This is a genomic window from Polynucleobacter sp. MG-27-Goln-C1, assembly GCF_018881905.1.
Classification (GTDB): domain Bacteria; phylum Pseudomonadota; class Gammaproteobacteria; order Burkholderiales; family Burkholderiaceae; genus Polynucleobacter.
In genome coordinates this window covers 1-20,607 of sequence record NZ_JACVPM010000005.1, presented here as the reverse complement: position 1 = coordinate 20,607, position 20,607 = coordinate 1, and the positions used below count along the sequence as shown (strand labels likewise).

Here is a 20,607-nt window from a genome sequence, read left to right as displayed (position 1 = left end):
TTTATCCCTCTTTAGCTTTAATATCATTCATGGTGCTGCCGTAAGTAAGAGCAGCGGAACCAATCTTCAATCCAGCAGAAATGTAATCTGGCTGTACTGGAGTCTTTAGTCCGTTAATTGTGTTTGCTGCGTTGGCATAGACATTCAAGCGTTGGTTCTCTAAGGCTGCGACAGAGTTGTCATAGTTTGTAGTGACGGAGTTGTTGTATCTAACTTGGGTTCCCGAGAGATCACCTAAGAGAGCATCTACAGAATTACCCTCTACTCCTGACACACCACCAGCAGCGGTAGCTTTACCAATACCAATAGCTGCATCACGATTGTTCTGCGCTAGTTTTTGTAATGTTTGTTCTCTAACCTGTTGACCTTGTAAGTTCACTTGGGTGTTGTTATTGGCAGCAGTCGCTAGAGTGGTTTGTCGTTGTCTTTCATTAGACTGCGACTGTGCATCCGCAGCATCTTGCTGGGCTTTCGCCTGAGCAGCAGCAGAGGCAGCAGCCATAGCTAATGCCATTGCAGCGATGGTTGTGGGTTCACACATATTTATTCCTTTTGAAACTTGTAAAAGCCATAGAAGATCTCTCCGTTATTTCCAAGAGGGACGGGGCTGTAGTCGATAGTGAAACCTAGCCACTTAAGCCAGCGAAGGTGCATTGTGTTCTTTGACCAAGCGTAATTAAATAGAAAGCCATAGCCAGCAGACATGCCGTTAAGGACTTCCTTGTCTCTCTTTAAGAACTCCCTAGAGACCTCTTTAATGAGATCTGAAGCAAGCATCCAAGGAGAGCCAAAGTTCGGATCGTCTGTAGGAGCAACACCGAACATACAAACAATCTCCCCATTGAGAGTTCCTACTTGAGCATTGGGCGAAGCCTCAAAGCTTAAGATTAGGGCTTCTTCAGGGAGATGTCCGTGGGACTCCCACACCTCGTCCTTATCCTCTTGGCGAAGATGAGGAGCGAGAGTGAGACAGTCTTCATAGGTTGCTGGGCGTATTACACCCTTAAACTGCGGAGCTGCGTTTGACATAGAATCCTTCCCAGTCCGCACTAATTAGTGAACTAGGAACGGGCGTGTCATTTTTTAAGTTGATTACGGCATCTGTATTACGGCATAGAACGGGGATCAATAACCTTCCGCTAGAGATTGCATAGCGACCAATGGTTGCTGAAGAGTTACCTACGACTTTTCCTGAGAACACATATGAACCTGTATCACGACCTTGTGGGGTGACTTCAGCTCGTAGGTATCCGGTATCGGCATAGTTAACTACTAGTTTGCGAATCTGTAGACGACCTTCTGTATCTGAACGCTGCCCTCCACCACCAGTTGTATTTGCAACTTTGTAAGTGATAGTGCTAATGCCATAGTCAAAGGTGTATTGACGACCAAAGGTCAAAGCTGATCCAGCAAAGTTCCCTTGGAAGCGAATATTAGAACCAACAACCTCACCCTGAGCAAACTCACCCGGCTTGAGAGCTGAAGAGATTCCAGTAGCCTGAGTCACGATGAAATACTTACCATCGGATAAGGGGTACGGGAAGCTGCTTGTAGGGATCTCAGTAAAGCCTGTAGCTGAGTTGTATGTAGATGGGGTGATTGTGATCTTACGATCTAGGAGAACTGTATATGGCTCGTTAGCACCAATGTAACCAACAGAGCAGTCAATGCTTTCAAAGTACACACCATCTGGACGACTAATGATGAGATACATTACTGACTGAATAAAGTCTACGTTGAGGACTACATCTTGAGCACCGAATGTCCAGCGACTCCAAGAGCTTTGAGCCTTCTCGTTTGAGGCTGTAAAGAAGTACTTGTACATGTAGAGAGACTTAGAGTCTCCCTTAGTGAGTACTGCAAAGGTATCTTCGTTGGCACTTCCAGCGATCTTAATGATTCCTGCTGGGATGTACTTGGGGATATGTGCGGTGATCTCCATCGCATCTTCGTTACCTGAGCCAGCCACGTTGGTGAAGTACTCACGGACTGCCGACCAGTTACCTTTAGTAAGACTGAAGTAGCAATTACTACCAGCCGTCAGGGGCTTCACATTGCTATCACAGGGATACTCAGTGGATACCTTAAGGCTAATTGTGGTGGGCGTAAGAACATTGTCACCGGGAATAATAAATTGAGTCTGCTCAGAGAACAGAAGCAAGGATTTATTAAATGGGACAGCGTAATTCAGGAGAGATACTTTGGTGTGTGATGCGGTCACATCAATTGGATCTGAGTCCAATAGGGCTGTAACTGTGGTGCGGTACATGTTGAAGTACTTACCAGATTCAGACATCACTACGTTCTCATCAGATAAGAAGCCTAAGCGATTCTGATAGAAGAACACATCGTTGATTGTGCGACCCACGAATGATGGCTCTGCACTTGACTCTAAGTCACCTACTCTACGATTTCTCCAGTCGGCTGCGGAGATGGTAAATGTTCCATCTGCATTACGAACAACTGTGAAAGGCATTGTGGCTGGGTTTAATCCCAGATTGATATTAGGGGCTGCACACTCTTTCCATACGCCACCAGATCCACCAGCAGCAGATTCAAAGCGAACGAAGTAATTGGAGAAGGAGTTAGAAGCATCACCCTGAACCTGAATAATGGTTCCGTTGATCTTTGGATTTAAAGGTAAGTCAGCAAACTTCTGAGTATTCTCTTTAATTGCAACCATTGCGTTATTACCAAATCCATCATTCACCTGAATAGTGAAGTCAGTATTGGAGTACACATAAATGGAGTTACCTGAGTAGTAGCAGCTAATACCATTAGAGGTTAACTGTGAGCCAAGCTGGGTTGCAATCCAGTCGGTGGCAATACTAGGAGAGTCAGCAGCGGTAGTCCCGTTAGGGGTTGTATAGGATGCCTTTTGGACACCATTAATTAACACCTGATAGGTCTTACCGTAGTTACCACTCTTGACGTTAATCAGGGCTTCGTGTGGGTTTGTTGATGCAGGAGTATTAGAAGTAGATTCTTCTACTACTTTTGATTTGTTTACTAACCATGTGTAGTCAGCAATAGTTACGGCAGCAAAGCTTTCTGCTGCTGGGAGCGCAGTAGTCAGGTATGAAGCTGCCCCTGCTCCGTAGATAACTGTTTGCTCTACGCCATCAATTGAGAAGATCTTCAGGGAACCAGAAGTAACCATAAAGACATAACGCTCAGAGGCATCACGGTTCACTGTATGGACGAATACGTCCGACTGCGGAGTACTACTAATCTTTGCTAAATGCTTTGATGGTGGTCTCTTACGCAATCCCTGAGAGATGGTAGATATGCCGTTCTCTTGATGCTCCCCTTGAGAATTCAAGCGGAGTGTGTAGGGTTGCTGCGAGACACCATTAATGAAGCCGGGTAGGAATGATGAAATCAGAGCCATTAGAACCTTCTTACTGTTCGAGCAACTGAGTAGCTTCCAGTTAGCATGTTGTAACCACCTGTGTCTGCATCATATTTCTTGAGTGCAACACGAGCACGGGTCTCATCTTCTGAAGTGAAGGCTTTGAGAGTGTCAGATCCAACTACTCTAGTCTGAAATAGACGAGCAGCACGGATAGCGATGTAATAACGAGCAGCTTGCGGGAGATCATCAAACTCAAACATCAATACGCAGTTGAGCGTAACGCCTTCTGTGAAGGTATATGAGTGAGCCTTGAGGTCATACAAGCGTGTACCCCTAAGGGCTACCTTTCTACTAGGATCTATTGCATCAACTTGTAGAAGGTTTGAGGGTACTGTAATTGCCCCTGTTGAATCAGGGAGGAATGTCCAATTGTCTTCAGTATTGAATGCCCACCCCTCAGTTTGAACGGCAACGGCAACCTCATTTAATACTTGACGGGCTGTGACTGCATCAATTACACCCGAGATAGATGCTAAAGAATTAATTGGAGATTCACCAATTGTTCCCAGCATAATATTTACTGCCGAAAGTTCATTTGTAGTGGTGATCATTGGGCTTCCTAAAAATAAAAAAAAGCCCCACCCAATTAAGGATGAGGCTTTGAGAAAAACTAAACTACTTAGGCTGTTGCGATTTCTACAGAAGCAGCAGGACGGAGTACACCGTGACCCATTGCGTACTTAGCAACCATCAATGTGCCTTGGCGACGGATGTCGTATTCGGATTCCATTGCGAGATCCATCAACTTCACTGTACCAACAGCAGATTTGTGAGCTACTACAGCTACAGAGTTTGTAGCAACAACACCGTACTTAGTAACATCAGTACCAGCACCCTGTGAACCAGCAGCAGGAGCACCAGATACAGTTGTACCGTAAGGAGCGTGGTTAGTCTTAACAATGTTAATACCAGCAACTTTCAATACGTTTGCATTGCTGTAAGAACCCACACCGTTCCACAAGGTATTCATTACCTTAGTGTTCTGTGCCAGCAAGTTGTATGCTGTTGGGCTTAAGTATGCATAACGATCTTCTTCAGGTACGTTCTTACCATCCAAGATTGCAGCAGCGTTAAACAGGGAAGCAATCAATGCCTCACCGCTTGTATCTGACAATGCAGTCGCAGCAGTAACTTTGCCACCACCAGCTTCGCCAGTAACAGGAGAGCTACCACGAGCAGCTTTCAACAACAAATTCAAGATGTGCTTGTCATATGTGTAAGCCAATGCACGACCAATTTCAGTCGAGTAGATTGAGCGTACGTCATAGTGATTCATAGCTTCATCAATGTTTGCGATGAATGCAGAGCTAATCAAGAGGTCATCAATAGTGATAACTACTTCATTAGTTGGAACAGCGGAACCGAGGATCTCAGAACCGGGTGTATGGTAACCAGCAGTAGTCTTACCAGTGATTGGGAACTGAGCAGATTTACCAGAAGAAATAGAGCGAACAGTATGTTTGTCGCTAGTAACACAAGCCTCTTCGTATGCAGTGAGAACTTCACCAGCAAATACTTTGAGGAATAAAGCTTGGGTATCGCCAGATGTATTGGCTTGACCTAAATTTGAAACAGTTGCGTTTGCCATGATTGGGCTTTCGATAAAAATAAAAGGAAATAAATTTCGTCCTCTTACTTTCCGAATTCCTGAACACAAAGTTGTCCACCTCGGTGGGCTTTAGTTGTGAAGTCAGTTAATAAGAATTGCGAACCACCTCTAAATATAGAAGTGTGGTTGGTGACCCCCACGAGTGTGGGGATCGGAATAACTTAGAAGTTTGAACGACTTAGTTTGTTAATGACCTGTTGGCGATAAGCCGAGTCTTTAGCGTAACGTGGGTCTTTCATTGCTGCTGTGATTTCATGCCGTGAAGCAAAGGCATCAGGACTTGCAGAGGCAGGAGTCCCCTTCACAAAGGAAGGTTCACGTCCATTTACTGCTTCATAACGAGACTTAAGACCAGAGATAGCGAGCTTGGCAGCATCAGGACTAGAAGAAGATACTGAAGCGTTGTACGCATCAATCTCTGCTGCTGTCATTGTTGCCTTAGCCCATGTGACCATCTTGTCATATGAGTCAGCACCACCTGCAACACCCTTCAATTCAGCCTCATACAAAGAAGCACGGGCTTGTTGACCTGAGATGTAGCTATCTACCAATCCCTTGTCGTAACCTGCTGCTAATAACTTTGAATAAGACTCTTCTGAGAGTGATCCTGATTTATTGAACTCTTCTGAGAACTCAGCTAGGGATAATCCATCCTTAGCAAGAGCATCATTTACAGTTTTATCATCAGGTGTTGCTGGGTCTGCTGGTGGATCCGCAGGAGGATCTGCTGGGGGATCATTTGATTGACCTCCAAGCTTACCCTCAAGGGCAGCATAAGCCTTAGCCATGTCTTCTGGCGACTTAAATTTTTCTGGCAACCAAGCAGGACGATCACCCGTGGGGGTAATATCATCTGCTGGCGTGACTACACCATTTGCCTTATCAATCATCTTCTGATTGTGGTCGGCTGGTGCTTCTCCCGTAGTATCAGGAGTCGTAATAACGATAGATTCAGCCATTTAATTCCTAGTATTCGTAAATAACGCTTCCATCTGCAAGGACGGTAATCCGCTTTGCATTGGAATCTTTGTTGTATTTCTTTTTGTCACCCAAGAATGTAACGATTTGACCCTCAGGAACAGGAGCGGATAACTCCTCTTCTGTCACTAAGCGATCAATAGGTTCGCTAACTACTTCTTCAGGCTTGACCTTGGGGGTCTTGTCCGGTTTGTTGAGCATTGTTTGCCATTCCTTGTTTAACCATTCCACCTAGCTGATTAATAGCTGGGGCTACACCTGCTTGCATCATCTGCATCTGTTGTGCTTGCTGGGCTGCTTGTTGTTGTGCCTGTTGTTCGGCTGCGATATCTTCATCTGTCTTTACCAGACCCTTCATATCGATACCTAACGATGTGCCAACACGGGTAATTGCATCACCTACATTCAAGCGAGACATGGTTGCTTCTGCGCCCAAACTCTGAGTAAGGATACTGAGGAATTGCTGAAGTTTATTCAGGTCATTACCTCGCCCTAAAGCCTCCATACCAGTCACGATTACAGGTTCCACAGTTCCCTTAGGGAGTACTGGGAGCTTCTTAGCTCTTTCCATAGCGAACATAATGCGGTTCACGATTGGAAGCTGTAGTTCTTGTGACAGGATACTGTAAATACCACCTAAGGCTGACTCTAATTCGTTAGCCATGTAGCGGATTTCTTCAGCCGTAACACGATCACCATTACGTTGAACAGCGGAGTTAAGCAAGAATGCATAGCTCAGGCGTTCGTTAATGGTGGTGATGGTTTCTAATGCAACTCGGTAGTCGTTGTATTTGTTGAGTCCTAGTGTGGAGACATCTTGCTCCATACCTTCAATGATTGCCCCATTCTCAGCAGTCTCGAGAGCTCTAGGATCAGTAGTTCCGTTTGGATTAACCAAGAACACTGTCTTTGCTGCAATAGCAGAGCCTTCAACGATTGCCTGAGAGAGACCATCGAGGGACTTAATGTCACCTAGATACTCTTCAACATAGCCACGACCATAGTCTTCGTTCTCTACACGAGAGAATCGAACCGGAATCCACGGTGTCTTATCAAGAGGATAAGTACCAGAAGATCCGGGAATTTGTTTACCTTTAATCTCTTGGTATACCTCCCACTTACCGTCTTCACGATAGATGTGGGTGTAAATGCAAGTAGACTTTTCACGGTTCATGTCCGTGCTCTCTGTCTCTGGACTAAACCCAATGAATTCTTGGATGTCCTTAGAGAGGGTTGCTGGGGAAACTTCCTCTTCCACTACGATATCCAATACGTTACCCATTTGGTCACGCTGGACTACATAGTTCTCAAGGTTAAATACCCGCATACCGCCACTATCTGGCAAGTACAGAAGTACGTTTCCTGCAACAACTAGGTGCTTGATTGCCTCAAAGCCTGAGACACGAACTGCACCTTTTTCAATCTCGTTTTGTACTGAACGCTCAATCTTGTTAAGACCTTCCTCAACCTGAGCTCTCATTCCTTCTTGCTTAGTGAGTTCTTCAAGAGTGAAATCATCAATCTGAAGTTTAAAGAATGGAGAGTTAGGTGGGAATAAGGCTAACAAGAGTTTGGAGGAGAGGTTGTTCACACCCCGTGCTCCCATACCCTGCCAAGGAGTTGCAAACTCAGTAGTGGATGTATGCCCCAGTAAGGGCATCAAGGTAGGGATAGTGTATTTAGAACACTCCCTAGCCCTGATCAAGAACGGTTCACGTTTTGACTCCAACTTTTCGTACAGGGAATGAGCGGAATTATGTACTTCCGTCTTCTCGTTCATGTGAATCCTTTATGCGGGGATATTTAAACCACTGCTTACGCCACCTGCTGGCAAAGCAACAGAGGCTGTCTTATCAATTCGTAACCCCATACGACCCTTCTGACGAGCAAGCTTAGATACATCTGAAGCTGCATTGTCAGCAGCAGGAGCCATTGGAACGGCTGGTGCTGGTGGTGCTGGTGGTGGGGCTGGGGGTGCTGCTGCTGCGATTGAAGGGGATCCGCCCATACACATAGTTAATTCTCCAAAATGTTTAAGTTTTGCTGTTTATATTGATGTCTCAAGAAGGCGATGACACTCACCTGCCCTTGCTTCACATAGATATCCTCAACGGGAGTACCTAGTGGTGGACACTGGTCTGGATATCGCTCTTCTAGAGCCTCAAGAAATTTCTTATCAACTGTTGGAAATGTCTTATAAATCATCGAGTTGACTCCTATAGTCGTAGGTAATTAAATTACCGTTATCTAACAGGGCAAACGCCACTGGCGCACTCATCCGAAGAGAGCTCGTCAAAGGAGTTTCCTTGGTCGATATCGATATGCTGAAGTCGTGCTGCATATTCCTCATAAGCTTCCTTAGTGACCACTTCCTGAGGGAGGTAGAGGTAACCTAAGTCCTTAGCGGTCTTGGTTGGGTCAGCCCGAAATAGGAAGCTAACGCCCACATAGTTATCCCAGTTCTCTAGGAGCCAATCTACGATGCCCGGAACCTCATCTACGGAGTAGCTGATAGTCGCTGACACGTTCTGTTGACACCATGATTTCATGAGCATCTTGTAACGCTCTAGTTGGGATAGGGCTGTCTCAAGGTTTACCTCAAGCTCTTGACCATCGATCGTTACCTTGGTGAATGGGACATCATTCCAGACTACTGGGAAAGTAATCAGGACTGCATCTGCATCCATAGGGTTATCAATCACTTTGTACCCTGCTGCTCGGCAGAGAGGTACTAATGGGTCATGCTTGCTGAAGTTGACGTTGTTAAAAATATACTTACCAAGAGGCTTATGGAGTCCTTCTGTGGTATCCATGATCTTTGACAAAGTTCCACTAGGCTTGACGGTGGTAACATTTTTAGGTCGTGGTAACCCAAGCTCGTCAGCCATTCCGAAAGCTGCGCTTGTTGCTGTACGACTGAGTTCAGAGTAGTCGTAATCTCGCAAGTCTGGTCTGCGTACGATACCCGTAATCCCCACTCCACAGAGTCGGAGAAACGCATTGTTGAGATGCCACCCTTCTTGGAGTATGCCGTCAGATAAGTTAACACAGGTCTGTCGATAGTTGGCTCGTGCTGCAAGATGCATCGCTCTACGAAGCCCCGAAGAGTCTCCTTTAAATTTTCCAACATCTATCTCCGTTAAGTTACAAAAACTCTTATTTCCTAATAAAATTTCTGCACATGGATTGACACCTTTGAACCAAGGAGCACGGTGTGTTGCTGTCTGACCATTGATGAAGCCGGGTTCGGATCCACCAGAAGCGACCATCAAATCAAAGATGTCTGCTAGTTGCTCTCGGGTTGGCTTCGTTTTGAATAGAAGCGAGTTGTTGGACTGAGCCCTCTGGATGTTGCCTTCCCAGAAGTTCTTCTTTGCAACTGCAAATTCTTCCCACTCATCTTCACCATAATTAAACAGAGCAATTTCAGCACTTCTACGGCTAGATAGGACAGTGCCAAGCCAGTTAGCAATATCAAGAATGTCGATACGGCTAAGGAGACTACCAGCACGGTTGTTAAGAATCTGAGCAATTGCGAGATACGCTGTAGTGATTGCTGCATCCCCACTGGAAATCCAGCCATAGCCTTTGAGTCGCTCACCCGCTGGGCGTATCTGTGAGAAATCGAGGACGAGCTTTTTGGCTGGGTATGGGTGTGCCATAAGCTTTCCAATTGACTTTGCCCACGCTTCAGCAGAGTCCCCAACAGTGATAGTCCATACGCCATCTTCAAATGTTTCCTTATTATTTTCTTCGCCACCCTTAGTGGTTCGTGTGCTCTTAATTACTTCGATGTCTTCGATGCGATTAGAGAAGCCTGTAAGCTGCCCCACGATTGGACGGAAGCCAACACCACAGCCCTGAAGGAGTAACCACAGCACATCAACGATGTCTTGAATGGTTTCAATGTGAGTAAAGCTACAGTTGAACTGGGAAGCTTCTCGTGTCTTAGCTACTTCTGTACCGCCTAGCCATAGCGTTCGTCCTGATACGGACACCTTGCGGTCAAGCATGAGGGTGCGAAGCTCACGCAGTTCTTCTAATTCTGAATAGACCAATGGTGAGCCTTTAGCTCTTTCCCATAGCCATGATTGGTGGGAGATGACTCGACCAATGGTGTCACCCCACGATTCAAAGTTCTTTCCGGAGTCGTCTGTAGGTCTGTTATAGGTACGTCTAGTTATTAGTTGTGCTCTTAGTGATGGGCTCTTGTTCATTTTCTTTGGTCGTTAAAAAACCACCCTCAGGTGGCTTTGGTTTCTTATTGAAGATCAGATCCCAGTTGGATTCAAACTTCTCTTTGTCTAGTGGAGGTCGGTGGAGTACTTCCTTCATTTCTTCTTTCCATTTCCATAGGTGGTTCCAGTTAGGTAGGTGTAGTGGTGGACACTTCCATACCATAATTAGTTCCTGTGGTAGGTATCGTGTGGGTTTCTTAACATGCTGGAGATCAGTTCATCAATGGTGAAGAACCATTGAATAACTTTCATGCCATCATGCTGCATGATTGTGAAGCTCATTCGCAGTTCTTTCTCAGTCGCTTAGTTTTATCTTGGTTATCCGAAAAGTAGTTACAAACCCTTCCTTTACGGGGGGTTTCTACAAAATAGGATTGCCTATACTCACAGGATTTAGCGGTAAAGCGGTAGCACCTCTCACGTTTCTTGCAGGAATCATCTCGACACATGGTGATGTCAGCCATTGGCTTTCTCCTGACAACGATGCTCTACATTGAAGTAGCGATCAAGCCCACACTTAGGGCAGATGTAGGGGATGATTGGCTGACTCATAGTTCCTGAACCAGTCTATTGCAGTACCAACCAATCTTCTCAGCATCCATCTTTGGATTACCTTTAGCCATCAGACGATGCTGATACTTAATCATGTTGCCCCTTAGGTATCCACGGAACTCTTCTTCAGTTAACCGCTGCTGGATGTAGTCAATACATTCAAGACCGCCATCAGCGTAGTGTGGAGGTGAGTTAACTAGGTCAGATTCCTCTGTGTAGTTTTTTAAGTATTCCATGACGGATGCTCCATTGTTTACGTTGCAGGATTCCATAGCTTTACCTTTTGTTGTTTGAAGGCGTACTCACCGAAGCGGAGAATACGAGCTACTCGTGCTTGCACTAAAGCCTCTTCCTCGCCCAGTCCAGCTTTGGCATAGGTCTTAACTACAGCCTCCCAGAAGAGACCGTTAAGCTGCTTCTGGTCAGCCCAAGGCGTACCTGCCTCAATGGCAGCATCAAGGATCTTCTTAGCAGTCACGGCACCAATGCCCGGGCAACCTTTGTATCCATCAGTCGCATCACCAGTTAAGGTCTGTGACATGTGATACAGGTCTGCCTCGTGGAGAGATACAGTGAAGAGCTCATCCTTAGCAAAGTTGTAGTGGTTACCGGGGATAGTCTTCAAGTCCTTATCAATGGTGCAGATAATTACCTTGTTCTTCATGGTTGGATCTGTAGCCATTAAGCCAAGGATGTCATCACCCTCTAGTGAAGGAATGATGCGGGACTCATAGTTCTCCTGACCCCACTTACGGATCTCTGAGAGAACCAATGGTTTCCTTGTGGCTACACGGTTTGACTTGTAGCTTGGAAGTACATCCTTACGCCAGTTATCTGAATGAGTCCAGCATAGGACGTGAGTGTCACACCCAGCCTTTTCAGTAATGGTGGTAACCATATTGGCAAAGTGCTGTTGTGCCTCTGATTCAAATGAGTGGAGTGTCCAGATGTCATCGTCCCACTTAATGGCTTTCTCAGAGGTAGCTGCTGCCTGATATGCCAAGATGTCAGCATCGATCAGTGCAATCATTTACCACACTCCGCATGAATGATCTTCTTAGGTTGTAACAAGATGCACGGAGCATCCTTCTTCAAGCCAAACTCAGAGCGGATCTCTTTGGCTACAAAGGTTTGCTGTAAGGTATCTGCAATAAAGGCACAGTGTTCTGCTACTTCTTGCATGAACTCTACTAAGCTAGGCAAAGCAGCATCAGGTACTTCCATCCCAGAGGACTTCATTACTAAACTCTTAGCCAGCTCTGGCAACATATCTGTGATGTCGTGTTCGTTAATCATTTTGTTTTCCTTAAATGGTCGTATACCGCTTTGATGTAAGTACCAAACTGTTGGTTGTCTAAAATCACTTGAGTTAATCCTCCGGCTGATTTGCGTACCAACACTTCCTCTTCTGGTGGGTGTTCTCCCATACTCATGTGATGCCAGATAGCGTGGAGCAACTCGTGAATCACGGTGTCCATCTCTTCTGCTGGGTGCTGGTCTTCCATAATCGTGATGACCATCTTCTGGTTATCGCAAAGACCTGCTGTAGAACTTTTGAAGGTTGCTTCTTTCTCGAATACAACTTGGTAGTTGCGACCCATTACTCGAAGGGTCTTTGGTCTTGCGCTTTTGTACTTCATAAATGTCCACCGTTTCGTATAAATTGCAGACCAACTCCAGTGACACGCCAGTGTCTGCCGAATACCATTGGTGCTTCTAGTGTTGAGATGAGTCCAATCGAGGCTGCTGAAGCTACCTCTTGGCTATGCTCACGAGCAAAGTTAGAGGAGACTGCGAATTGGTTTAGATATGCTTCATGTACTACTTCATAGATCTTGTCGTTCATCAGTGGGTGTGACTCCAGTTGGTTCCGATCTTTGCTTCACCCGCAGTAGGGCAACGGAATTTGAAATGTTCCCCAGCTAGGGTTACGCACTTAGTAGCTATCTCAGATACCTCTTTTGCGATGTCTGGTGTACGGCAAGCAATCTGAACCTCGTCATGTGACCAAGCGCAGAAGGCATAGTCACCATCCCAGCCATGCTTAAGACCACGAACTTGAAGTTGATCTTCGAGCATGACCAGCCACTGCTTACATACGATTGCACCTGCTCCCTGTAGAAGTGTGTTTAGTGCAGCGTGTGCAGACCGTACATGAATGTGTCGTCCGTCCAGCCCGATAAGGTAGCCTCGTTTCGCCACTTCTCTAACATCTTCAACGAGTCTTCCAAGTGCTGGCAAGTTGCGAAGAAATTTAGCTTTGAGTTGTTTACCTTGAACTGCGCTACCAGATATAACCGATCCGATCTTTGCATCACCTGCTCCATATAAGAATGCGTAAATAAATGTCTTTGCCTGTGGGCGTGAGTCGAGTCCGGCAGCTTGTTGATTTGCTGTGTGGATGTCACCTTCTAAAAGGATCTTTCCATATGCACCACCGTCATACTTAGCCATGTAGTGGGCGAGGCAGCGCAGCTCTAATCCAGAAGCATCAGCACCAACTAGAATCCATCCGTTAGGTACAGTAAATAAGCTTCTGCACTCTTCACCATAGGGGCTAGATCCACTAGGCACTTGGCTTATGTTGGGTCGTGCGTGAGTTGCTCGTCCTGTCACAGCACCATTAGTGTTGATAGATCCGTGCAGCTTTCCGTTTTTAACTAAGTTAAGCCAAGCGTTATCACCCTCAGCTAACTGAGAGATTCTCTTCTGCACCATTAAGAATTCACTTAGTAACTTGCAGGGCTCATAGTTCAAACCAGCAAGTACTACTTCATCTACCTTAGGCTTTCCACCATCGGTCATAACCTCTGGCTTCCATCCGTATAACGTGATGAGTCGATTAGCGATGTGATCTCGAGACGATGGGTTGAATACCACGGTCTTGAACCTTGGTACAGGAACTCCAGCCTCCCATCCCTTAGCCTTGTTGCTACGCTTAGGGACAAAGTCTTTAAGGCGTACCTCCCAAGCTGGGAAGAGTGCTTCACACTGAGCCATGAGCTCTGCCTTACGGGCTACTAATTTGGCATAGAGTTCTGCTCCAGCTTTAACATCAAAGACAAAGCCATTACGTTCTTGCTTTGCCATGAGCCAAGCCACACGGTGCTCTAGGTCTGTAGATCTGGAGTCATACTCTTTACTGAGCAGCTTTGCATAAAGCATTGCTGTGACTACAGTATCTTGAATGTTGTAGTCCAACATGTCCTGAGAGAAGTTCTCCCAGCCACCCTCATAGTCACCCTTATGGCAACCTAAGCGATAGCCCCAAGCTTCCAATGAGTGTGACCCAAAGAGTCTGCCGGGGATCTTGCCCTTCTGTAAGAGTCCCGCATCGATGTCACTAAGGTGAGCGTAGATGAGGCGAGATAAAACTAAGGTATCCTGAACGGCTGCATGATTGATAGCGTTCTTTGGGTACAGCTTATCTATTACTGGGATGTCAAACTTAATTGCGTTGTGACCAACAATGGTCTGTCCGTTATTAGACAGTTCTTCTAAGTGTCTAATACCTGCTGCTACTTCTTTACCTACATAGGTATCTATAGCTCCAGTGTCGGTGTCATTGATCACCATGCAATGAATCTTAGTTACATCCTCTAGAAACCCATTGGTCTCTAAGTCAAATATGTGTGCCATGCTGTCCCTCTCGACTCGCAAAATAGAAAAGGGACAAACCTTTCGGAATGTCCCTCATGTATTACCTAAAAATTTTTACCAGAAAAATATTTTCACTACACCTGCTAGGTACATTAGTACCGCTACTGCCTCAACTAAAAGTAATGGCATGTCTTTCTGAAGGTGTGCAGCCAGAGTCCATAAAAGACTACCGACTAATGAGAACCATACGTTCTCTGGAAAATGATTAAAGGCTGTTAATGCAATACCAATTAGGCAGAGAACAGTCCCTGCCCATTTGATGGTAAGCATTACTTCGCTAGGGTATAGCGAGCGTATCGTTGTCCAGTAGTTGGATGCTTCTTGAAAGTGGATACGATGTTGTAACCCATCTGACGAAGTTCGCTGATACGTTTGGTCAATGACTGGATTGAATAGTCAATGAGTGCTTCACGTTGAGTGATGCTCTTAGCTTTCTTTAAGTGACGAATGATGATGTCGAGTTGTGTCATTAGAATTCCTTTTCAGTTTCATTAGTAAATGGCGTTGGTATTGTTTCAATCAATCGCCCAGTCTCACTGTCGTAGTTCAAGTAACCAGCCTCACCAGTCTGTCCGGTGAATCGATTCTTCAATACTCGTAGTGTTGTTACGTTTGGGTTATCTCCCTGCTGATCTCGCTCCAGACCAATAACCATGTCAGACAACTGAGCAATAGCATGGGAACCTCTAAGCTGCGCCAGCGATGTCTTGCCGCCTTCTTCATGTGATTTCCCTTCAGGTCTTTTTAAGTGACTCACTAAGAACAATCCCACACCAGTCTCTTCAACTAGGGTGCGGAGCATAGTCATAGTTAAGTCAATGAGTCTTCGCTCGTCTCCCCCCTCGATTCCACTAACAACAATAGAGAGGTGATCCAAAACAATCCAATCACAACCACAGCCACGGGCGAGGTAGCGAATGCGTGAAAGAAGATTATCGAGATCACTAGAACCGAAGTGGTTGTATAAGTACAGGCGGTTAGAGCCCACAGTATTGTCGAATGCAACTTTAAGATCTGCATCAGATACTCCTTCACGAGAGATGTGTAATGGTTTATTGATCTCAATACCCATTAGACCTAACGCTGTACGCTTGGGGTTCTCTTCGAGCATTAAGAGTCCTACTGTTTGACCTTCAGACAAGAGGTGGTGTGTGATCTCACGAACCACAGCACTCTTTCCGATACCTGAGCCAGCCGTAAAGGTAACTAGCTCACCCCTACGAGCACCTAAAGTGATCTTGTTGAGTTCATCCCACGGGTATAGGATTGTCTCTATCACTTCATCAGTGGATACCTGATCCCAGAGCTCCGTACCTGAGATAACACCATCAGGTCTGAAGGTCTTTGCTTGCCACATGGCTGTAATGATTTCGTCTGGCTTTCCAGCTTGAAGACATTCGTTAGGATCCTTACGGGGTAACGAAGCTATCTTTGCTTTGCCAGCCTCGAGCAACTCAGCACATTCCTTAGCTGCCTTCTGTCCGGGCTCGTCCATATCAAACATGAAGATGACCTCTTCAAACTCATTGAGGTATTCCAAGTTCTTGCGGATAGCCTTGACTGCACCAGCAGCACCATTAGGAATGGATACTGTTGCCCACTTGTTGCCTTGGGCTTGACTAACTGACAAGCAATCAATCTCACCCTCGGTAACGACAATCTTCTTACCTTTGCTCCAAAGATTTGCACCAAACAATTGCGCCTCATCTAACGATCCGATGATGTGGAATTGCTTATTGGCTCCTCTTATTTTCTGAGCGACCAACTCCCCCGCTTTGTTAAAGTACGGGGCAATCTGTACAGTTGAACCAGATACGGATCCGACTGCATAGGAAAATTTACGGCAAGTATCTTCAGTAATTTTTCTACTAACCAAGTCTTGATATTGACCACTGGCGAACCCTGCTTTCTGTTTTTTAGATTGAACTTCTGAAGGGACACCCCCACTCTGCACTGTCTTCTTGCAAACAAAGCAGTGGGTGTGACCATCTGTGTACAACGCATTGCCATCACTTGACCCACACTCGTCACAAGGTATGTGCTTTATGAGGCTGCTTTCTTCTCTTTCAACCATGCTTCTGGAATCTCCTTATCTGCGTACTTAAACTCATGCTTCTTGCACCAGTCACCGTAAGTGGTTGCACTTAACTTAGTGATGCGTGAACGTGAGTTACTAAAGACAAATCGAATGTCTAGTTCTGGGTGTTGGGCTTTAACTAGGATGTGCTTCTGGCGGTCAGCAGTAACGAACCTACCCTTGCTCTCGATAATGATTCCGTTATCAAGAACAAAGTCAGGGGTGTACTTGGATTCACGCTGAGGTTTGGTGTATTTAATTACCATTTCCTCGAACGTGAACTTAACGCCTTGTGAGCGGAGCTTAGAAGCAATTGCTGCCTCTAGCCCCGACCGAAACCCATACTGCAAGCCGACCTCCTTAGAAGTCTTCTTTATCGCCATCAGTAGAGCCTGTTGATTCGTCTTTGAAGAGTGGTTGTTCAGCTTCGTAACCGTCTTCTTCACCGAAGCCATAGCCTTCAGCAGACTTATTACCACCAGCTACCAAGTCGATGATCTGAGCTGCGGATAAACGCAACTTCAAACCAGCAGCACCAGTACCAGCGATGAAGTAAGGAGCAGCCTCGAATGAGACCTTACCCACTGTTCCACCCCAGATGTTGTCGACACCCACCAAAGGCTTACCTTTAGAGTCGAACAATGCTGGCTTACGATTCCAGACACTACCGTCTTTGGCAGACTTGCCACTTGCTTGCATAGCAAACTTGAAAATCAGATTGCCTGTGGCTTCTTCTGTTTCCTTGTCATACTCAGTTGAGTACAGGTCATTGACCTTCAACTCTTTGAGCTTCTTACGTTGCTCTACTTTAAGTTCCTTGAACTTTTCTTGTCCTTCCGAGATAGCTTCTTCAAAAATTGGTGTGAGCTTCTCGATTAAAGGGGCTGCCTCTTCTTCTGTGAGGATCAGAGCTACTTTGTATTCGCCATTCTCTTTTGGGTAATCTTTAGTACCAAAGTCTGGCTTCACCAGAGCTGGGTAACGGAAGGTTCCCTTAGGGGAGACGAATGACTGAGCTTTAGTTTTCTTATCAGACATGTGTATTCCTTATTTCTTCATATGAAATTGGTAAAACGAAGGGACATCAATTCCCTCTTCACGGAGTTCATGAACCATTGAATGGGGAAGACGAGTACCTTGGTTAAGCAGGGCGATTGCCTTGCCGATAGTTGATTGCATGTGTTTCTCCTGTAAGGGTTGAGGGCTTTTGAGTCCTGTAGTCGTAGGTAATTGCAAGTTGTTGATTTGATTCATTGTTTTCTTTCTGATTAATGGTCAATAGTTACGGACTGGAAACTATTTAGGCGAAGCAATACATCGAGTACTTGACATCTTCAAGATCCAAGTCGCCCCGAACAAGATCGTCCGGTAACTCTTCCTGAAGTGTCTCGTCATCGATAGATGCTGCAACGCCCTTCTTAAACATGTCGAGAACATCGTGTTTTTCGTACATATCCACGAAGGTATCTCTAACAATCTCAAACAACTTGTCTGTATCTGCTGCATAAGTCCCGAAGGAATCATGAATCATGGCAAAGCTGTCAATCCCCTGCTCTACTGCCTCACATACAGTCATCATGAGGTGTGAACTATCGAGGGAATGAACCCAGTTAGGGCTGATAGCTGAGGTCTGCTTACGCAAATCTAGCTTATCAATTGGCTCCTTCAGGTACAGGCGAATCTTCCCATTGATGGCGGTCTCCACTTGGAGATCCTTCATGCTCTTATAGGACTGCTCTACTGTGAACCCTGCTGGGGTTGTCCATGTGATTGCTTGCTTTGCTTGGTTTGCTACTGCTGCGACTGCTTTGATCCAATCCATTGCTTGACCAGCAGCCACTAGCGTTACCGTAACGGACTCCCAGATCTTCTTCGCTAGGTAGGCAGCAGCTCTAAAGCCATCACCTTCAAAGGGAAACTGACTACCCATTACTTTTTGTGCAGGACTAATAATGTCCTCCATCAACTGCTCTTTGAATCCATACTCACGAGAGCCATAAGCAAGAGTCATAACGCTACGCTTACAGGTCTTCCGAGTGATACCAAAGGCTAACCACTGGGCAGCTAGGGTCTTAGTCCCCTGCACCAGAGTGCCAGCCTCAGTGAGCCCATCATCCGTACCAGTAACGAGATCCTCACGAACCTTCTCGAGTACCTTGTTTGCTACCGTTCCGTATACATCTGCTGGCTTCTCTTGTGGTACGAGGTTAACTGCTGCCCCACCCACAGAGTCACGCAACATAGCTGAGAAGTGTTGAATTCCTGAGCATGATCCATCGAGTGCGATTGGCATGTGAGATACATAGCTCTCGCCCTTCTCGCAATACCCAGCCCACTCAAAACAGAATGCCAAGAACTGCCAAGGCTTATCAATCTCTACATCACCAATGGATGTAGCCCAGCCACGATTAGTAAAGGGATCAGAAGCAATGGCAAGGATCTGCTCTTCGTTGTTCTCGACCCAGTCCACACGCTCTTGGAAGGACACCTTGTCAACACCAGCTAGGTTTGCACCATGAATAGCTAACCACTTCACACCACCCTCGCCCAGTGGTTTCTCTTTAGAGAACCTCAGGAGAGACTTCTGGAAATCAGATCCCTGTGGATTGAGGTGCGGTACAGCGTAGACACGACCACGAAAATCTAATTGGTAAGGCATGTAGATCTTCTTGAATTCTGAATAGCGAGTTGCTACATCCATCGTCATTGAGAATGCAATACGGGCTGAGGTTGCCTCAAGGTGATTACGGTGAGCCTGAGAGGCATCACGTCTCCATTGGAGTGCAGCCCCCTCATTGGTGTCCATATCGTGTGGCTTAGGAGGTAGTACTAAGTCTTCACGGGAAGGTAAACCCCCCACCCCACTGCCGTTATCCCACAGGGTTCTCATGACATCCAACACCTGTGCATTGATCTGCCACGCAGTGTGCTGTAGAGCGTTCACAGTAGCATAAACCTTAGGCATTGGGGCATTGCCATACAGGGCAACTAAACGCTTCTGTGTGACCCGTTTAACAAGGTGCAAAGGGGTAATGTTGCTAGTGATATATCCACCATCATGCGGTGTAGTCCAGTCACGGGGCAGAACTACCATTGGCTCGAATGGGGAGCGAACACCAGCCATGTTGTACTTCTCAATCCACTCAACTGTTGAAGGCTTGGCTGTGATCATGTACACACTCTTCACGCCCGACTGTTTCACTTCCAGATCTACCAATTCAAGGTTAGCGACAACGAGGTCGAGCATCTTGCTCCCAATAAGGGCTTTGCTTGCTCTGCTCCAGTCCACCCATCCGTCTTTAAAGTACTCAGCCCTACGCACGGCATACACATGCTTGTAGTGCTGGGATCCACGCTTCATGGTTCCGGTAACGATGGAGTCATAGACCCTTTTCTCTTGCATACGGATATTTGCGAGGCGCATCTCATCCTCTAAGACAGTACCAATTTGGACAGCTAAAGAGGCAGCCGTCTGGGATCCTGAGATACCCGCAATGATGGTCTTAAGGACTAGGAAAGCTATCTGATCTGTGGTGATTTGATCCCCGATATAGCGCAGGACTGTGTGCTTGGATCCTGCCCTGCCTGAGGAGGCTTCATCCTTGAACTTCTGGATAGCCTGAGCGAGTACTTTGGTGTACCCAGAGATGAGCCTAGTGCCGTACTGAGTGTGATCTTCTGACACCCCCGCCTTGGCTCGGTTAACGCTTCTTAAGTAACTTTCAACACCCCTCTGCTTCATTGATTCTTCGAGGTTAATTTGTACCTGCATGAGGTTAGGTTGTTCATTGTTTTGCAACATATAAAGCTCCTTGGAAATAGTTACGGATTGGAAAGTAAAAAGACAAAGAAATACCCCCGAACCATATAGATTCAGGGGCTGGTGTTACTTACTACAACTGTGTCATTTGTGTCCATTTGTGGCAGACACCGAATTGACACAGTTTCCAAGTGACTATTAATTACTTGGTGCGAGTGGAGGGACTTGAACCCTCAATCCCTTACGGGCGCAAGATTTTAAGTCTTGTGCGTATACCGATTCCGCCACACTCGCTTCTAATCTGGGAGATACCACTTC

Annotated in this window: 25 protein-coding genes and 1 tRNA gene; all 26 read right to left on the bottom strand. The window is 46.1% G+C overall.

All coding sequences use genetic code 11. The features are described from left to right. Position 1: 1 nt before the first annotated feature. Positions 2 to 541: a hypothetical protein gene (locus ICN14_RS09845; RefSeq protein ID WP_216226302.1), complete on the bottom strand. Its 540-nt coding sequence runs from the start codon at positions 539 to 541 to the stop codon at positions 2 to 4. 2 nt (positions 542 to 543) lie between these two features. After that, a complete protein-coding gene (locus ICN14_RS09840; RefSeq protein ID WP_216226301.1) occupies positions 544 to 1,029 on the bottom strand; it encodes a phage protein Gp13 family protein in 486 nt (161 codons plus the stop codon). Next, positions 1,004 to 3,391 (bottom strand): hypothetical protein, encoded by a 2,388-nt coding sequence (locus tag ICN14_RS09835; protein WP_216226300.1) that lies wholly within the window; start codon positions 3,389 to 3,391, stop codon positions 1,004 to 1,006. Before ICN14_RS09835 ends, ICN14_RS09840 begins: the two co-directional genes overlap by 26 nt. Beyond that, positions 3,391 to 3,966 carry a hypothetical protein gene (locus ICN14_RS09830; protein WP_216226299.1) on the bottom strand — a complete coding sequence of 192 codons (576 nt, stop codon included), beginning with the start codon at positions 3,964 to 3,966 and terminating at the stop codon, positions 3,391 to 3,393. The genes ICN14_RS09835 and ICN14_RS09830 overlap by 1 nt, the downstream gene beginning before the upstream one ends. 68 nt (positions 3,967 to 4,034) lie before the next feature. Next, positions 4,035 to 5,003: a phage capsid protein gene (locus tag ICN14_RS09825; RefSeq protein ID WP_216226298.1), complete on the bottom strand. Its 969-nt coding sequence runs from the start codon at positions 5,001 to 5,003 to the stop codon at positions 4,035 to 4,037. Between the two features lie 182 nt (positions 5,004 to 5,185). Next, entirely contained in the window at positions 5,186 to 5,983 is a 798-nt protein-coding gene (locus ICN14_RS09820) for a hypothetical protein (protein ID WP_216226297.1), read from the bottom strand. A 7-nt stretch (positions 5,984 to 5,990) separates the two neighbouring features. Beyond that, complete coding sequence (locus tag ICN14_RS09815; protein WP_216226296.1) at positions 5,991 to 6,203, bottom strand: hypothetical protein; 213 nt, start codon at positions 6,201 to 6,203, stop codon at positions 5,991 to 5,993. After that, positions 6,163 to 7,782, bottom strand: coding sequence for a portal protein (locus ICN14_RS09810; protein ID WP_216226295.1), 1,620 nt, complete (start codon positions 7,780 to 7,782; stop codon positions 6,163 to 6,165). The genes ICN14_RS09815 and ICN14_RS09810 overlap by 41 nt, the downstream gene beginning before the upstream one ends. A 9-nt stretch (positions 7,783 to 7,791) precedes the next feature. Next, the gene (locus tag ICN14_RS09805; RefSeq protein WP_216226294.1) at positions 7,792 to 8,010 is read right to left on the bottom strand and encodes a hypothetical protein; all 219 of its coding nucleotides are present in this window, start codon (positions 8,008 to 8,010) and stop codon (positions 7,792 to 7,794) included. An 8-nt stretch (positions 8,011 to 8,018) separates the two neighbouring features. After that, a complete protein-coding gene (locus ICN14_RS09800) occupies positions 8,019 to 8,207 on the bottom strand; it encodes a hypothetical protein (RefSeq protein WP_216226293.1) in 189 nt (62 codons plus the stop codon). A 38-nt stretch (positions 8,208 to 8,245) separates the two neighbouring features. After that, positions 8,246 to 10,219, bottom strand: a complete 1,974-nt coding sequence (gene nrdJ, locus ICN14_RS09795) for a ribonucleoside-triphosphate reductase, adenosylcobalamin-dependent (protein WP_216226292.1) — start codon at positions 10,217 to 10,219, stop codon at positions 8,246 to 8,248. Next, positions 10,179 to 10,337, bottom strand: a complete 159-nt coding sequence (locus tag ICN14_RS09790) for a hypothetical protein (RefSeq protein ID WP_216226291.1) — start codon at positions 10,335 to 10,337, stop codon at positions 10,179 to 10,181. The genes nrdJ and ICN14_RS09790 overlap by 41 nt, the downstream gene beginning before the upstream one ends. Before the next feature lie 451 nt (positions 10,338 to 10,788). Continuing rightward, entirely contained in the window at positions 10,789 to 11,028 is a 240-nt protein-coding gene (locus tag ICN14_RS09785) for a DUF3310 domain-containing protein (protein ID WP_216226290.1), read from the bottom strand. A gap of 17 nt (positions 11,029 to 11,045) precedes the next feature. Next, positions 11,046 to 11,822 carry a hypothetical protein gene (locus tag ICN14_RS09780; RefSeq protein ID WP_216226289.1) on the bottom strand — a complete coding sequence of 259 codons (777 nt, stop codon included), beginning with the start codon at positions 11,820 to 11,822 and terminating at the stop codon, positions 11,046 to 11,048. Then, positions 11,819 to 12,088, bottom strand: a complete 270-nt coding sequence (locus tag ICN14_RS09775) for a hypothetical protein (protein ID WP_216226288.1) — start codon at positions 12,086 to 12,088, stop codon at positions 11,819 to 11,821. Before ICN14_RS09775 ends, ICN14_RS09780 begins: the two co-directional genes overlap by 4 nt. Next, positions 12,085 to 12,432: a hypothetical protein gene (locus ICN14_RS09770; protein WP_216226287.1), complete on the bottom strand. Its 348-nt coding sequence runs from the start codon at positions 12,430 to 12,432 to the stop codon at positions 12,085 to 12,087. The genes ICN14_RS09775 and ICN14_RS09770 overlap by 4 nt, the downstream gene beginning before the upstream one ends. After that, the gene (locus ICN14_RS09765; protein ID WP_216226286.1) at positions 12,429 to 12,638 is read right to left on the bottom strand and encodes a hypothetical protein; all 210 of its coding nucleotides are present in this window, start codon (positions 12,636 to 12,638) and stop codon (positions 12,429 to 12,431) included. The genes ICN14_RS09770 and ICN14_RS09765 overlap by 4 nt, the downstream gene beginning before the upstream one ends. Further along, a complete protein-coding gene (locus ICN14_RS09760; RefSeq protein ID WP_216226285.1) occupies positions 12,638 to 14,431 on the bottom strand; it encodes a DNA polymerase in 1,794 nt (597 codons plus the stop codon). The genes ICN14_RS09765 and ICN14_RS09760 overlap by 1 nt, the downstream gene beginning before the upstream one ends. 75 nt (positions 14,432 to 14,506) lie before the next feature. Beyond that, positions 14,507 to 14,722, bottom strand: coding sequence for a DUF6552 family protein (locus tag ICN14_RS09755; RefSeq protein ID WP_216226284.1), 216 nt, complete (start codon positions 14,720 to 14,722; stop codon positions 14,507 to 14,509). Further along, positions 14,722 to 14,922: a helix-turn-helix domain-containing protein gene (locus tag ICN14_RS09750; protein WP_216226283.1), complete on the bottom strand. Its 201-nt coding sequence runs from the start codon at positions 14,920 to 14,922 to the stop codon at positions 14,722 to 14,724. Before ICN14_RS09750 ends, ICN14_RS09755 begins: the two co-directional genes overlap by 1 nt. After that, on the bottom strand, positions 14,922 to 16,526 hold the full coding sequence (locus ICN14_RS09745; protein ID WP_216226282.1) for a DnaB-like helicase C-terminal domain-containing protein: 1,605 nt from the start codon (positions 16,524 to 16,526) through the stop codon (positions 14,922 to 14,924). The genes ICN14_RS09750 and ICN14_RS09745 overlap by 1 nt, the downstream gene beginning before the upstream one ends. Continuing rightward, positions 16,496 to 16,879 carry a hypothetical protein gene (locus ICN14_RS09740; protein WP_216226281.1) on the bottom strand — a complete coding sequence of 128 codons (384 nt, stop codon included), beginning with the start codon at positions 16,877 to 16,879 and terminating at the stop codon, positions 16,496 to 16,498. The genes ICN14_RS09745 and ICN14_RS09740 overlap by 31 nt, the downstream gene beginning before the upstream one ends. Positions 16,880 to 16,889: 10 nt before the next feature. After that, positions 16,890 to 17,567 carry a hypothetical protein gene (locus tag ICN14_RS09735; RefSeq protein WP_216226280.1) on the bottom strand — a complete coding sequence of 226 codons (678 nt, stop codon included), beginning with the start codon at positions 17,565 to 17,567 and terminating at the stop codon, positions 16,890 to 16,892. 9 nt (positions 17,568 to 17,576) lie between these two features. Next, entirely contained in the window at positions 17,577 to 17,783 is a 207-nt protein-coding gene (locus ICN14_RS09730) for a hypothetical protein (RefSeq protein WP_216226279.1), read from the bottom strand. Positions 17,784 to 17,829: 46 nt separating this feature from the next. Beyond that, positions 17,830 to 20,331: a DNA-directed RNA polymerase gene (locus ICN14_RS09725; protein WP_216226278.1), complete on the bottom strand. Its 2,502-nt coding sequence runs from the start codon at positions 20,329 to 20,331 to the stop codon at positions 17,830 to 17,832. A 165-nt stretch (positions 20,332 to 20,496) separates the two neighbouring features. Then, positions 20,497 to 20,583, bottom strand: a tRNA-Leu gene (locus ICN14_RS09720). Positions 20,584 to 20,607 lie beyond the last annotated feature (24 nt).

What these genes read in the sequence shown, in the direction of transcription:
- ICN14_RS09775 (WP_216226288.1), bottom strand. Translation starts at nt 12,088, where the DNA reads ATGATTAACGAACACGACATCACAGATATGTTGCCAGAGCTGGCTAAG.
- ICN14_RS09735 (WP_216226280.1), bottom strand. Translation starts at nt 17,567, where the DNA reads ATGTCTGATAAGAAAACTAAAGCTCAGTCATTCGTCTCCCCTAAGGGA.
- ICN14_RS09845 (WP_216226302.1), bottom strand. Translation starts at nt 541, where the DNA reads ATGTGTGAACCCACAACCATCGCTGCAATGGCATTAGCTATGGCTGCT.
- ICN14_RS09750 (WP_216226283.1), bottom strand. Translation starts at nt 14,922, where the DNA reads ATGACACAACTCGACATCATCATTCGTCACTTAAAGAAAGCTAAGAGC.
- ICN14_RS09745 (WP_216226282.1), bottom strand. Translation starts at nt 16,526, where the DNA reads ATGGTTGAAAGAGAAGAAAGCAGCCTCATAAAGCACATACCTTGTGAC.
- ICN14_RS09800 (WP_216226293.1), bottom strand. Translation starts at nt 8,207, where the DNA reads ATGATTTATAAGACATTTCCAACAGTTGATAAGAAATTTCTTGAGGCT.
- ICN14_RS09730 (WP_216226279.1), bottom strand. Translation starts at nt 17,783, where the DNA reads ATGAATCAAATCAACAACTTGCAATTACCTACGACTACAGGACTCAAA.
- ICN14_RS09805 (WP_216226294.1), bottom strand. Translation starts at nt 8,010, where the DNA reads ATGGGCGGATCCCCTTCAATCGCAGCAGCAGCACCCCCAGCCCCACCA.
- ICN14_RS09755 (WP_216226284.1), bottom strand. Translation starts at nt 14,722, where the DNA reads ATGCTTACCATCAAATGGGCAGGGACTGTTCTCTGCCTAATTGGTATT.
- ICN14_RS09825 (WP_216226298.1), bottom strand. Translation starts at nt 5,003, where the DNA reads ATGGCAAACGCAACTGTTTCAAATTTAGGTCAAGCCAATACATCTGGC.
- ICN14_RS09820 (WP_216226297.1), bottom strand. Translation starts at nt 5,983, where the DNA reads ATGGCTGAATCTATCGTTATTACGACTCCTGATACTACGGGAGAAGCA.
- ICN14_RS09810 (WP_216226295.1), bottom strand. Translation starts at nt 7,782, where the DNA reads ATGAACGAGAAGACGGAAGTACATAATTCCGCTCATTCCCTGTACGAA.
- ICN14_RS09840 (WP_216226301.1), bottom strand. Translation starts at nt 1,029, where the DNA reads ATGTCAAACGCAGCTCCGCAGTTTAAGGGTGTAATACGCCCAGCAACC.
- ICN14_RS09835 (WP_216226300.1), bottom strand. Translation starts at nt 3,391, where the DNA reads ATGGCTCTGATTTCATCATTCCTACCCGGCTTCATTAATGGTGTCTCG.
- nrdJ (WP_216226292.1), bottom strand. Translation starts at nt 10,219, where the DNA reads ATGAACAAGAGCCCATCACTAAGAGCACAACTAATAACTAGACGTACC.
- ICN14_RS09765 (WP_216226286.1), bottom strand. Translation starts at nt 12,638, where the DNA reads ATGAACGACAAGATCTATGAAGTAGTACATGAAGCATATCTAAACCAA.
- ICN14_RS09770 (WP_216226287.1), bottom strand. Translation starts at nt 12,432, where the DNA reads ATGAAGTACAAAAGCGCAAGACCAAAGACCCTTCGAGTAATGGGTCGC.
- ICN14_RS09830 (WP_216226299.1), bottom strand. Translation starts at nt 3,966, where the DNA reads ATGATCACCACTACAAATGAACTTTCGGCAGTAAATATTATGCTGGGA.
- ICN14_RS09725 (WP_216226278.1), bottom strand. Translation starts at nt 20,331, where the DNA reads ATGTTGCAAAACAATGAACAACCTAACCTCATGCAGGTACAAATTAAC.
- ICN14_RS09785 (WP_216226290.1), bottom strand. Translation starts at nt 11,028, where the DNA reads ATGGAATACTTAAAAAACTACACAGAGGAATCTGACCTAGTTAACTCA.
- ICN14_RS09815 (WP_216226296.1), bottom strand. Translation starts at nt 6,203, where the DNA reads ATGCTCAACAAACCGGACAAGACCCCCAAGGTCAAGCCTGAAGAAGTA.
- ICN14_RS09760 (WP_216226285.1), bottom strand. Translation starts at nt 14,431, where the DNA reads ATGGCACACATATTTGACTTAGAGACCAATGGGTTTCTAGAGGATGTA.
- ICN14_RS09790 (WP_216226291.1), bottom strand. Translation starts at nt 10,337, where the DNA reads ATGAAGGAAGTACTCCACCGACCTCCACTAGACAAAGAGAAGTTTGAA.
- ICN14_RS09780 (WP_216226289.1), bottom strand. Translation starts at nt 11,822, where the DNA reads ATGATTGCACTGATCGATGCTGACATCTTGGCATATCAGGCAGCAGCT.